This is a genomic window from Halioglobus sp. HI00S01 (assembly GCF_001635445.1).
Lineage (GTDB): Bacteria > Pseudomonadota > Gammaproteobacteria > Pseudomonadales > Halieaceae > Halioglobus > Halioglobus japonicus.
This window is the reverse complement of sequence record NZ_LWEE01000015.1, coordinates 369728-382027: the sequence shown is the minus strand read 5'-3', so window position 1 is coordinate 382027 and position 12300 is coordinate 369728. Positions and strand designations below refer to the sequence as shown.

Genomic DNA, 12300 nt, shown 5'->3' with positions numbered 1-12300 from the left:
CTGAAGCCGGTCCCAAGGGTATGGCTGTTCGCCATTTAAAGTGGTACGCGAGCTGGGTTTAGAACGTCGTGAGACAGTTCGGTCCCTATCTGCCGTGGGCGTTGGAGAATTGAGGGAAGCTGCTCCTAGTACGAGAGGACCGGAGTGGACGAACCTCTGGTGTTCGGGTTGTGTCGCCAGACGCATTGCCCGGTAGCTATGTTCGGACAGGATAACCGCTGAAAGCATCTAAGCGGGAAGCCCCTCCCAAGATAAGTTCTCCCTGGGAATTTAATTCCCCTGAAGGGCCCTTGAAGACTACAAGGTTGATAGGCTGGGTGTGGAAGCGTTGTGAGGCGTTGAGCTAACCAGTACTAATTGCCCGTGAGGCTTGACCATATAATCCAAGTTATTTGCTCACCGCCAGGTGAGACAAAAGAAGACAGTTGGATGTTGTGACAAGTCCGGTGTTGAGAAACACGAAGAACAGACAGTTTGATTTACCACCCTATTTGTTGAGACGAGGCAGTGCAAAGTGCGCGTGAGACCAACGACAGCAAGCCAGTTTGCCTGGCGACAATAGAGCAATGGAACCACCTGACCCCATCCCGAACTCAGAAGTGAAACGTTGCATCGCCGATGGTAGTGTGGGGCTTCCCCATGTGAGAGTAGGTCATCGCCAGGCTTCTAAAAAAGAAAACCCCAGTAGCGCTTGTGCTACTGGGGTTTTGTTTTTTAGGATGGGTTGATTCTCTGCCCCGTTAAGCAACCCGCAGGGTTGCCATGTGACGCAGCCTGTTCACCAGCGGTGAACGGCGAAGGGGTGCCGCAGGCATCGCGAAGCGATTGCGAGCACCGTTCGCAACCCAATGTAGGTCATCGCCAGTGGCGGAGGCGCCCCTCGTTCTAACCCAAAATCCCGTTAGCGGGATTTTTTTATGCGCGCAGAGAATAGAAGAATAGATTACCCAGGCGATAACCTGTTCTCACGGGTGAGGTTAGGGATGAGTTAGCCCGGAAAAGGGGACAGACCACGATTAATCCCTAAAACACTATTTGGAACAGCCCCCGATTGCTCTGCTTGCCAGGGATTCATCGTGGTCTGTCCCCCATCGGATCTGCCACTCTCCCAGTTCAGCGTCGCATTGGCGCTGAGATCGGTAATCGCATCGGCCTCGCTGTTGCCAAAGATCACGTAATTCATTTAATCGCTGCGGTCGGGAGCGTCACTCAAAATGTATGCCCGAGTTTTTATAAGCTTTTCGTGGGGTAGCAGTGACAAATCGCAATTAAGCTATTGAAAAGCGTTGGAATACCGAAACTGTTACCTTGTTCACACAAGACTTGGGGCTCAGCATAGCCAGGTAGGTGACTTGGCCTTGGCGGGAAGTTGGCCCAAATGACCTCTTTGGACTAGTCTGTGAGCAGGAAGAATAAAGGAGAAAAATGGATGCGCTCTTTAGTATTTATCGTAGTTGCGGCCGCCTTGGCCGGCTGTTCCACCCACGGTGTGGTTCACCACTCGCCATATGATCTGGATCGCGACGGCGTTATGGATGCCCGTTGTCCCGGAATGACCTATGACACGTCGGATAATACGCTGTATGGCTGGCGGTCACGGGGTTCCAAGGAATGTGAGCAGCAGAGCAGCTAGCTCAGGTATTTCGCAACATCCACCTCATCGATCTGCTCCGGGGCCAGATAGGTCTCGGCGTATTCCATGTGCACGCCTTCACGGATGAATAGCTCGAAACAGTCACGATCAATGTGCTGATCTTCCACCATCTTGTGCAGAATATCGATAGCCACGGAAACAGGCTTGGCTTTCTTATAGGGTCGATCTGCAGCCGTCAGTGCCTCGAAGACATCGGCTACCGCGAGGATACGCTCGGGGATGGAAAGTTCTTCTCCAGGCAGCTTGCGCGGATAGCCAGAGCCGCGCATGGTCTCGTGGTGCGTCGATGCATAGCGGGGCACTTTGCTGAGCTCTGGCGGGAACGGCAGGCTCTCCAGCATTTTAATCGTGCTGATCATGTGTTCATTGATCTTGAACCTGTCTTCAGCCGTCAGCGTCCCCCTTGATATCGAGAGATTGTAGATTTCGCCCTGGTTGTACAGGTGCACTGGGATATCCATGTTGATGCCAAGGCTGGGGTCATAGTCGGTGGAGCGGGTGCGTTCGATAATATGCTCAGGCTTGTCACTTAACAGCGGCTCCTCAGCCGGAGTGGGTGCTCCTTCACCCTGCAGTCTCAGCTCTTCCACAGGTGACAGTCCTATCCGATCATCAAAATAGCGCGTCCAATTGCGGTCCGCAATGGTCCGTAATCGCTCCTGGGACGCTTCATCGAGGAATTCACCCCCCACGTTGCATTGCGCGACAAAGGTATAGTCTTCCTGCAGCTGCCGCTGCATTGCCTGGAGCTCGGCCGCGTACGCGCTCTCCTGTTCCGGGTTGGCTGTACGCTGTTCCCAGTAGTGTATTTCAGCGTCGCGCCACAATACCTCGAACCGCATTCTCACTTCGTGAATCCGGTTATAAATGGATTCGAGTTTGCTGCCCTTGTCCACGATATGCTCGGGTGTGGTGATCTTGCCGCAGTCGTGCAGCCAGGCGGCGATACGATACTCACGCCACTCGTCGTCCGTAGTCAGGCTGAAATGTTGGAATGGGCCCGAATCGCTGTCGGAGGCATGCCTGGCGAGCATGAGTGCCAGTTCAGGGACGCGCTCGCAATGGCTGGCGGTGTAGGGCGACTTCTGGTCAATGGCTTCGGCGATCAGGCGGATAAAGGCATCCATGAGCTCGCGCTGGGCCTCTTCGTGGGCGCGGATGGAGGTCACCATGCTGACCATGGATTCACTCAGCTCATCGAGTTCCTTCACCCGCGAGGTCACGGGGGCCACGCTGTCATACTCCCGGCGGCGCACCTTGTCGTTCTCTCGTGCCAGTTGGCGAATAGGGTTGACGATAGGGTTGGCAAATAACCAGGACAGCGGCAGGATTAGCAACAGCAACCCGCAAGTGACGAGAATCGATAGCCGGACTTTTTCCAGGTACGGTGCCATGACCGTATCCAGCGGCGTGACGATCCCCAGCATCATGCTGCTGTTGGCCGAGGATATCGGCATGCCGAACACAATATGATCCCGCTCTGACAGGGTTGTCTCATGCAATTGATCCTGCATCGCTGGCGTATTGGCGATATCAACCATCAACTGGCCCGGGAGCGTCTCTGAGGTCGTCTCATCGAGTTGGGAATCGAAGTTCAGCCAGCTGGCAGCGAGCCGCGCCTGGTGTTGTTCGTCGATAGCAAGAATGGCCCGGTCCAGAAGTTCGCGTAATCTGGGTTCATCCGCGCTCGTCAGTATGTGGAGCTTATCCGGGATTTGACCTGCGCCCAGGTCGATATCTTTATGGTATTGCAGGCCGGGGATGAAATAGTGGCGCGTGATGTAGCGGAGAATGATCTCGCTGTCCAAGGCCGCGTACACCTCGCCGCTAGCCACCTTGCGCACGGCGTCCAGCGTGCTGCCGACCTCGACAATGCTAATTTCGGGGAAGTTTTTGCGCACCACATCGATAACGGACCAGCCCTCTGGGATCGCCAGTTTTCGCTCGCCCACAAACGCCAGACGGCTCAGGTTGGGCTCACCCTCCCTGGTCAGCAAGGCGTAGGGAATTTGCACGTAAGGTTCACCGGCCAAGCCCCAGTTACTGTTGCTGTCAGTGAGAATGACGGATTGGAGCAAATCGATATCGCCGGCCTGGAAGGCTGCCACCAATTCGTTCCAGGTCATGCCGTCCACGTACTCGATGTTCAGGTTGAGCATTTCCGCCAGGAGGTTGATCGTGTCTACGGAGTAGCCCCTTGGCTCGCCTTCCTGGCTGTAGTCAAACGGTGGCCAGTTGGTTTCGTTAGAGACTTTCAGCGTGGGTAGGCGGGCGAGGAAGGAGCGATCACTCGGGGTTAGCTGCATCTCCGGTAGCGGCAGCTGGGCAGCGTCATCGGCGTGAGTGACGCTGGAGGCGATAATCGTCCCGTCTGCTTTATAGAGGTAGATTGAACTGTCGCCCGCGACATTGCGCGTGGCCAGAAACTCCGATGTGGTGGCCATGGTCATATCCATGCCCACAACCGCATCCGAGCCGACAATGCGGCGGGAGATGCTGCGCCCGGGCGCACCAAGGTGCGCGAACAGATAGGGAGCAGAGGTCTCTACTTCGCCACTAGCGAAAGCCGCCTGATACCAGGGGCGCGACACAACATTGTAGTCGGTAGGTTCACTGCGGCTGGTTCGGATCTGGTGATTGGCATCGAGATAATCGTAGGTGCGCACGGCGCCTGTCGGGGTTTTGTCGACCCGTATCACCACCCAGCGGTCGGAGGGCACTGCGAGTAGTTTGGCGCGTGCGGTTTCACTGACCTGCAGGTTCACCACCTGGAAGAAGTGCCCATCCCGGTGGCCCACGTAGGCACCGTAAATCATGGGATTGAGTTCCAGCACCTGGACGAAAATCTTCAGTGTGGCTGCTTCTCGGTCGCGCTCGGCCAGGTCCTGATTTTCTGCCAGCAGGTCGATGACATTGGTATTTACCATGCCGATTCCCTGCAGTTCTGCGGCCACACTCTCGGCGGTACTTTTATAGAGGTCAGCGGCCGCATTGCGGGCCATCGCGTGGCTGAAATAATACTGCAGGCCGATAGCCACGGCAGCTGTGAACACGGTGGCTAATACGAAAACGGTGACCACCGTCATCCGGATGGTGGTGTGTACCCTTTTTATGCTCAAGTCGCGCAATCCTTTATGTTGGGGCGACTATAAATAAAGCACATATTCGCCATTTCTACAGGCAAAAAAAAGCCGCGGCTGGTGCCGCGGCTTTTATTGAGTGCTGGTAATCAGCCGCCGTTGGAGAGGCCGTCATCGCCACCGCCGCCACCCTCGGGCTCGGGGCAGTCACTGGCGTCGTCAATCACTTGGATGACGCAGCTGAAGGTCTCGTTGTACTCGCTACCCACATTGATCTGGAACTCGCTGGTGTTGGATGGGCGCTCCTCATCTCGACAGGATGCGTAGGTCACCGATCCGCCCTGGGTCAGGGAGACCCCGAAGGCGCCCGGGAGAATAGCGTTGGGCACTTCGGTGTTGCCTGAGAGATTGACCTCACACACGCTGGAGGTTACGGAGATGGTGGTTCCCGCAATCGGTGCGTTGTTAAAGGTGTCAGAGACGTACACCTGGTACTCGCCGCCGTTAAAGGCGGTGTCGGTGACCGCGTTGCCCCGGTTATCGACCACCAGGACATCCCAGGCGGGGTTATCCGAGAGGATGATTTGCAGATCGTCGCGAACGTTAACCAACTCACGGCTACAGTAAACACCGTCACCTTCAGGCGGGCACAGCAGGCCGTTGTAGACGGCGGTTACGCCCTCATCGGGGTAGCCGTTGGCGGGGTCATCGCCGTTGGCATCAAATACACCGTTGTTGTTGAAGTCAGTGAATATCTCTTCAGAGCCAGCGCGACACTCGCGCAGCGTGGGGTTGTTCACGCAGTAGGTGCGCGCCGGGTCGTAGAAGCCGTTCCAGTTATTATCCAGGAAGGCCTCGGTCAGGTTGGCAAAGCGCTCGCCCTCGTCGTAAATACCGTTGGCGTTGGCGTCAATAAAGGACTCCTCACCAATGGCTGTTACGAGAATGGTGGAGCGTGCGCCGCGGATGAAGCCCAGGTCATCGGGGCAGGGGCCACCGTTGGCATTGTGGCTGGGGCAAGCGTAGTCAGCATCATAGATGGTGCGAACCAGCTCCTGATTCTCTGGCAGCGTGGGGAAGCGAGGAGCCTGGCTGGTCCAGGTCACGCTACAGGCGCCATTGGTGGTCTGACACGCAGACTCAATAGAGCCGTACTCAGTGGTGAATACCGCTGCAGTGCCGTCGGGTACGGGGTTGTTGAACTTGTCCGCCATGCGCACAGTGATAGCACGGGTAATACCGTCGACGCGCATGGCGTCTTCGATCATCACGCTGGTACCTTCCACAGACAGTGAGATGGAGTTCTGGTCAGGAAGACCGGTGCTGATGGTGAGCACGTCGGATACTGCCGAGACAGTCCCTTCACCGTTCATGGCGTCCATGGTCGCCACAACGCGAACCACCGTGGCCACATCGCCGGAGTTAACGAAGGTGGATACTATGCCTTCCGCGTCAGTAGTGGCGGAGGCCGGGTTGAACGTAATGCCGCCCACGTCAGTGGTCAGGGAGAAATCAACCATCACGCCTTCCTGGGGGTTGCCCTGGGAGTCGACAGCTTCAAACTTAACTTCAGACTGTTCTTTGCGATCGGGGCCGCCACCGGTGCCGCGCAGTACGATCAGGGTGGGGTCGGCGCTGATGAAAGTCAGTGAGTCGGCAGCGGGCTCGGCGATCTCGATCGTTCCAAAGGCCTGGGCCTCAGTACCGATAATTTCCGCGGTCAGTTGATCGATTCCGCTACAGGAACCCACCTGATAGTCGACCGTAATCTGGCCGTTGGGTACCGCGATGGGATTCTCGGGAGAGAGTGTGGATTCACCGGAATTGATACAGGCACTGGTGATCCGGACACTTTCGGCACCGGCCACTGGTACGTCGTTTTCGTCGACAACGGCCAGCGCGAGGATGGCGCTGCCCTGGGCAGCAATCGGCTCGTTCGGTGCAATGCCGATTTCCGCATCGTAGTAAACGCCGTCCAGGATAAAGCCGAGGCGAAGGCCGTTGACGCCAAGCTGGAAGTTAATGGATTCGGTAACGACATTACCGCTCGGGTCTTCTACTGAGACCTCGATGGTGCCTGCGCCGCGGCTTTCATTGCCTGCCTCGATACGGAAGGTCACAGCGCCTTCCGCATTGGTCAGTTTGGAACCGCTGGAGGGGAATAGCAGGCCGCTATTGGTCGAAGCGGTAACGATCACATCGGCAATCGGGTTGCCGTTGGGGTTGTTCTGGGTCACAAGCACCTGCAGGGTGCCGGGGGAGTTAGGTGTGACCGTGCTGGTCTCGTTGCCGTCTGAATCCTTCAGTGCGACCTGAATAAAGTAGGTATCGCTGCTGCCCCCGGAGTCACCGAGGAAGCCGCCGCCTCCACCACCGCCGCCACCGCCGCCACAGGCGGTAATGGCACATAGCGCGATTAAAGTAGCAGCCAATCGGCTGCTGAGAGAGGCGAATCGAGTAATCATCTTGTTCCCCTGTAGCTCACATCCTGCGAGTCTTAATATTGTGATCCGGCATCTACTGATTCTGGTGATATGCACCAGTGTGTCAACGTTCCGCTAACACTTTTCACAGCTTAACACGGGGTTTTGTAAAAACCCCATAAAAACATGGTGATAGCCGTGTTTTGTGATTTTTAACACAAAGTCTTAGCCACCCCCAATTAGCACGATAATAGCCCTGTGGAATGGGAAGAAAAGAAAAATAGTGTAAAAAGTTATGAAACGTTGTTTTTGGCACTAAATAGCCCACAAATCTGTCCTGATCGGCAGTAACTGCTACCATGCGCCGATGAATTTGACCGTGTCGATTGTCACTTACCACAGTTCTCTGGACTATTTGCGCAAAACGCTCGCCAGCCTGGTCCAGGCAGCGGAGAACGCTCGTGCTGCGGAGCTGGTCTCGTCAGTGGCGGTGACTGTAGTGGNCAACGCCTCAAGCGGTGTGTACCGGGCCCAACTGAACGCCCTCTTGGCTGAATTCGAAACGGCCTGCGCCGATGGCCCCTGTCAGCTTCACTACCTCCCCATGGCAGCTAACCGCGGCTTCAGTGCCGGGCATAACGTGGCCCTGGGCCGTGTCCGGGGTGACTATCACCTGATCCTCAACCCCGACGTGGAAATTGGCCCGGCGGCGTTGCGAGTTGGCCTCGCCCGGTTGCGCGACGCGCCCGAGGTGGTGCTGCTCAGCCCAGACGCCACGGGAAGCAATGGCGAGCGCGAGTATCTGTGTAAGCGATATCCGTCGGTACTGGTGCTGGCGCTCCGGGCTTTTGCGCCCGGGCTGGGAAGGCGTTGGTGCCCCGAACGGATGGCTGATTACGAAATGTCGGATGTGTGCCGGGGCGACCGCGAGGTTGAGGTACCCCTTGCCAGTGGCTGCTTTATGCTCGCGCGCGGCGAGCAGTTAGCGGCTGCGGGTGATTTCGACGAGCGTTACTTCCTCTATTTCGAGGATTTTGACCTGTCGTTGCGCATGGCTACTCTGGGTCGTGTGTTGTACCTGCCTGCCATGCGGATTGTTCACCACGGCGGATATGCGGGCAGCAAGGGCTTCGCCCACGTGAAAATGTTTGCCAGTGCCGGGATTCGCTTTTTCCGCCAGCACGGCTGGCGTTGGGCGTGATAGGATAACGCCGTGAACTCCCCGCTATCCACCGCCGCTGATACCATTCGCCGCTCGCACTATCTGCAGGCCATGGGCATTGATGCCTATGTGTCCCGCAGGCAGCTGCCCGGGGCGGCGCCGACGCAGCGCCTGACGGTGATAGAAACTATGGCACCTGCGCCGCAGTCCGCACCGGCACATGGGCAGCCAGACACGCGTGCGGAAGTGCCGCCAATGCCCAATCTCGAGGTGGATGTCGGCTCCCGCGGCAGTGCCGTAGCAACTCAACAGGCTGCAGCGCCGGCGGCGCCTGCCAGGCACGCTTCACCCGGTGTGAAATTCAGTCTGGGTGTCATCATTTGTGGCGATGTTGCCTGGCTGGAAGTGCTTCAGGGGATGCCCCTGGCCAGAGAGCAGGTGCAGTTGGTGCACGCCATGGCTCGCGCGGTAGGGGCTCAGCAGGCCAAGCCCCGGGTGGCACAGTTCGATTGGCCAATGCACAGTAACCCCCAGCTGGACCAGGGGGAGGATGCGGCTCGCGCCAGCCTGACGGCATACCTGCAGCGTCACCTGGGTGAGGCCAGGTGCCGCGCCCTGGTCTCTCTCGGTGCGCCGGCGGCGCACTGGGTCATCGCCGATATGCTTCAGGGCGTTGCGAGTGTCGCTNCCCTCAGCACCCGGGAGATGCTGGATACACCCGCCTGCAAACGCCAGGTCTGGGCTGACTTACAGCCGATAGTCACTGCCTGACATGGTGCGGCCTGGCGCTGACGCCGATGTTGCGGTAGCGGCTGGCATCGATGCCCTGGTGTCTGATCAGCCCTGGCAACCCGACTCTTTGTCGCGCTACTTTAATCACGAATCGCATTGTCATGCCCTGGTGCTTGAGCAGTCAGGCGATGTCTGGGGGTTCCTGATTTACGCGCTGGTACTCGACGAGGCAAGCGTGGACAATGTGGCCGTGCTTCCCGAGGCTCAGGGAATGGGATACGGGCGGTTGCTGCTCGATACGGCACTGCAGCAAATGCAGGCACTGGGTGCCGTGCGATGCATGTTGGAAGTGCGTGAGAGCAATGTGGCGGCCAGAGGCCTTTACGAGAAACGCGGCTTCCAGTTGGACGGCCGGCGCCGTGATTATTACAAGACAGCCGAAGGGCGCGAGGACGCCCTGTTAATGTCCAGGAGATGGTGAATTGTCGATAAACATACTCGAGACAGAGTGGTGGAGCCTGGCGCTGCCGCCGGAGTGGTGGGCTGAAGCCCAGGAAGAGAGCATTCTGGTGGGCGACCACGACGGTGTTGGGTGTATTGAAATATCTACCCTGCACAAGGAAACCGGGGCATTTGACCCCGCTACCGTAGAGCAGATCGTGCGCGAGGAATCAGACCCTCAGCAGGTGTGGAAATCTGCCAGTCTGGGGCCGTTCAAGGGATTGACGAGCAGCTATGTGGAAGAAGAGGCCGCCATTCGCGAGTGGTATGTGGCGCTCGGCGGGATGCTGCTATTTGTGACCTACAGCTGCGAAGAAGAAAACCGCGGCATGGACGACGCCGCTGTCGATGAAATTCTGGATACGCTGGAGGCTCTGTAGCACAGAGCCCCGGCTCAGCTGATGGTGCCGGTGACCCGCACCCGGCGCGAACCGCTTTCAGGCTTCTCCCGGGCCGCGTCGATACGGGCCTGAATGCGACCGTCGATGATGTTCTTCATGGCGATAATGAGCCCCGTGAAGATGAATGCCCCGGGCGGCAGTATCGCCAGCAGAAACGACTCGTATTCCTCAAATACCACGATTTTCCAGTCCACGGCGGCGGGGCCCAGCAGCAAATCCATATCTGCAAACAGTGCTCCGGTGCCTGCCAGCTCGCGCATCGCTCCTAGTAATACCAACACCACGCCAAAGCCGACACCCATGATCAGGCCGTCATAAATAGAGGGCAGCAGGCTGTTCTTACAGGCAAAGCCGTCAGCGCGTCCGAGAATGACACAGTTGGTGGTGATCAGAGGCAGGAAAATCCCCAGTATCTGATACAGCTCATAAGCGAAGGCTTGCATGAGGAGCTCGGTGCAAGTCACCGCTGCGGCAATAATCATGACAAAGACGGGCAGGCGAATCGCATCAGAGACAATGTTGCGGATCAGTGATACGCAGGTATTGGAGGTCACCAGTACCAGAGTGGTTGCCAGTGCCAGGCCGATGGCGTTTACCACGCTGCCTGTCACGGCCAGTAACGGGCACAGGCCAAGCAGCTGCACGATGGCAGGGTTGTTTTTCCACAGCCCGTTTAGCGACAGGTCTTTATAACTTACATCTGCAGCCATCAGCTTTCCTCCGCAAAAAGACGCGCGTGATTGGCTTGGGCGTACTCTAGCACCCGACGTGTGGCATTAACGACCGCGCGAGGTGTAATGGTCGCTCCTGTGAAGGCATCGAATTCGCCCCCATCTTTTTTAACTGCCCAGGTATTCGCCAGGGTCTTGTTCTCGAAGTCCAGCACCCAATCCGACTTGTTCAGGTCGACCTTGTCGCCAAGTCCGGGTGTTTCCTTGTGTGCCAGCACCCTCAGGCCGGCAATGCTGCCATCGGCATTGACGCCGACAATCAGGTCGATATCACCGCTATAGCCGTCGCGTGCGGTGGCCGGAATAATGGCCGCTACAGTGCGACCCTGCTGGCGGGCCAGGTAGATCTGTTTATCGCTGCGCAACCCCAGTTCGCTGACCTCCGGGCCGACAGCCAGGGNGTCGTCAAGCATGGAATTGTCATGCCGATCTCGCGGCACAATTTGCAGCAGGGCTTTCTCCTCGGCCTTGCGGATTTCCGCGGCAATACGATCTTTAGTGCCCAGGTAGCTGCCCGCCAGGGTGAGTGCGGCCGCGATGGCGAATGCCGCCAGTAGCAAGGAGTTGCGAGTGATGGACTGCCCCAGCATTACTTGGTGCCTCGTGCGTTGTGTCCATAGGTGCGCGGCTGCGTGTACTGATCAATAAAGGGTGCTGCCAGATTCATGATCAGCACGGCAAAGGCCACGGCATCGGGGTAGTTGCCCCAGACGCGAATCAGATACACCAGCAGGCCGATCATACCGCCGTAGATCAGGCGGCCACGGTTGGAGACCGCCGATGAGACGGGATCGGTGACGATGAAAAACGCGCCGAACATCGTCGCACCAGAGAGCAGGTGGAATAGCGGTGAACCGCCGCTGGCACTGGAACCGCCGTCGTAGAACAGCGCGCTCATCAAGGCCAGAACCACCAACATGGCCACCGGGGCGTGCCAGGTGAATACGCGCTGATAAATCAGCCACAGGCCGCCGGCGAGAAACGCAATGTTCACCCACTCCCAACCCAGACCACCCCAGCGGCCGAACTGCGGGTTGGCCCGCCAGAGGTCTTCCATGAGCAGGCTGTTGTTCTGTTTCAATACATCCAGCGGTGTCGCCATGGTGACGGCGTCAAATGCGGCCGGGGTAAACAAGGCCTGAATCGAGGCCATGAGATCGGGGAGTTCGCCTGCACCCCGCGGCGCTGCCCAGGACGTCATCTGTACCGGGAAAGAGATGAGCAATACCACGTAGCCGACCATGGCAGGGTTGAAGGGGTTGTAGCCCATGCCGCCGTAGAGGTGCTTGGCCAGCAGAATAGCCGAGCCCATGCCGACGGCAATCAGCCACCAGGGCGAGTAGGGCGGCAGGGCAATGCCCAGCAGCACTGCCGTCACCAGCGCACTGCAGTCCTTGAGATAAAACGCCAGGGGGCGGCCGCGCAGCTTGAGCGCCAGGCTTTCGAATGCGATTGCCAGCACGCAGGCCCAGGCAATATTGAGCAGGATGCCGAAACCGAAAAAGTACGTGAGCACGAGCACGCCGGGCACGGTAGCCAGCAGCACGTTTTGCATCAGGTCGGATGTGGAGCGCGCGGTATGCGCGTGGGGAGAAGTGATACGCATCAGTGCCATG

Annotated in this window: 10 protein-coding genes and 2 rRNA genes; 6 read left to right on the top strand and 6 right to left on the bottom strand. The window is 57.9% G+C overall.

What is annotated here, in order from left to right:
* Positions 1-378, top strand: a 23S ribosomal RNA gene (locus A3709_RS04820); the annotation flags it as partial.
* A gap of 170 nt (positions 379-548) precedes the next feature.
* Positions 549-664, top strand: a 5S ribosomal RNA gene (gene rrf, locus A3709_RS04815).
* A 324-nt stretch (positions 665-988) separates the two neighbouring features.
* Here rrf and A3709_RS23035 read toward each other — a convergent pair.
* The gene (locus A3709_RS23035) at positions 989-1183 is read right to left on the bottom strand and encodes a hypothetical protein (RefSeq protein ID WP_156507566.1); all 195 of its coding nucleotides are present in this window, start codon (positions 1181-1183) and stop codon (positions 989-991) included.
* Between the two features lie 246 nt (positions 1184-1429).
* Between A3709_RS23035 and A3709_RS04810 the strand changes: the two genes are divergently transcribed.
* Positions 1430-1633, top strand: coding sequence for a hypothetical protein (locus A3709_RS04810; RefSeq protein WP_066050832.1), 204 nt, complete (start codon positions 1430-1432; stop codon positions 1631-1633).
* Here the strand turns inward: A3709_RS04810 and A3709_RS04805 are convergent.
* Positions 1630-4773, bottom strand: a complete 3144-nt coding sequence (locus tag A3709_RS04805) for an HD domain-containing phosphohydrolase (protein WP_197484069.1) — start codon at positions 4771-4773, stop codon at positions 1630-1632. The genes A3709_RS04810 and A3709_RS04805 overlap by 4 nt on opposite strands.
* Before the next feature lie 110 nt (positions 4774-4883).
* Complete coding sequence (locus A3709_RS04800) at positions 4884-7199, bottom strand: Ig-like domain-containing protein (protein ID WP_066050826.1); 2316 nt, start codon at positions 7197-7199, stop codon at positions 4884-4886.
* Positions 7200-7536: 337 nt separating this feature from the next.
* Here A3709_RS04800 and A3709_RS04795 point away from each other — a divergent pair, with 337 nt between their 5' ends.
* The 3 genes from A3709_RS04795 to A3709_RS04780 all read left to right on the top strand — a co-directional run bounded on the left by A3709_RS04795 (position 7537) and on the right by A3709_RS04780 (position 9932).
* Complete coding sequence (locus tag A3709_RS04795) at positions 7537-8358, top strand: glycosyltransferase (RefSeq protein WP_197484068.1); 822 nt, start codon at positions 7537-7539, stop codon at positions 8356-8358.
* A gap of 733 nt (positions 8359-9091) precedes the next feature.
* Complete coding sequence (gene rimI, locus A3709_RS04785) at positions 9092-9532, top strand: ribosomal protein S18-alanine N-acetyltransferase (RefSeq protein ID WP_066050817.1); 441 nt, start codon at positions 9092-9094, stop codon at positions 9530-9532.
* A gap of 1 nt (position 9533) precedes the next feature.
* Entirely contained in the window at positions 9534-9932 is a 399-nt protein-coding gene (locus A3709_RS04780) for a hypothetical protein (RefSeq protein WP_229801624.1), read from the top strand.
* A 14-nt stretch (positions 9933-9946) separates the two neighbouring features.
* On the opposite strand, the gene A3709_RS04775 is transcribed toward A3709_RS04780, so the two are convergent.
* From A3709_RS04775 to rsxD, 3 genes are all read right to left on the bottom strand, one after another.
* A complete protein-coding gene (locus A3709_RS04775; protein ID WP_066050814.1) occupies positions 9947-10663 on the bottom strand; it encodes an electron transport complex subunit E in 717 nt (238 codons plus the stop codon).
* Positions 10663-11274, bottom strand: a complete 612-nt coding sequence (gene rsxG / locus A3709_RS04770) for an electron transport complex subunit RsxG (protein WP_066050811.1) — start codon at positions 11272-11274, stop codon at positions 10663-10665. Before rsxG ends, A3709_RS04775 begins: the two co-directional genes overlap by 1 nt.
* Positions 11274-12299: an electron transport complex subunit RsxD gene (rsxD, locus tag A3709_RS04765; protein ID WP_066050808.1), complete on the bottom strand. Its 1026-nt coding sequence runs from the start codon at positions 12297-12299 to the stop codon at positions 11274-11276. The genes rsxG and rsxD overlap by 1 nt, the downstream gene beginning before the upstream one ends.
* Position 12300: the final 1 nt, after the last annotated feature.

Bases quoted from the DNA above. Each gene is read 5' to 3' on its own strand.
- A3709_RS04800 (WP_066050826.1), bottom strand. From the start codon at position 7,199: ATGATTACTCGATTCGCCTCTCTCAGCAGCCGATTGGCTGCTACTTTA.
- rimI (WP_066050817.1), top strand. From the start codon at position 9,092: ATGGTGCGGCCTGGCGCTGACGCCGATGTTGCGGTAGCGGCTGGCATC.
- A3709_RS04775 (WP_066050814.1), bottom strand. From the start codon at position 10,663: ATGGCTGCAGATGTAAGTTATAAAGACCTGTCGCTAAACGGGCTGTGG.
- rsxD (WP_066050808.1), bottom strand. From the start codon at position 12,299: ATGGCACTGATGCGTATCACTTCTCCCCACGCGCATACCGCGCGCTCC.
- A3709_RS23035 (WP_156507566.1), bottom strand. From the start codon at position 1,183: ATGAATTACGTGATCTTTGGCAACAGCGAGGCCGATGCGATTACCGAT.
- A3709_RS04810 (WP_066050832.1), top strand. From the start codon at position 1,430: ATGCGCTCTTTAGTATTTATCGTAGTTGCGGCCGCCTTGGCCGGCTGT.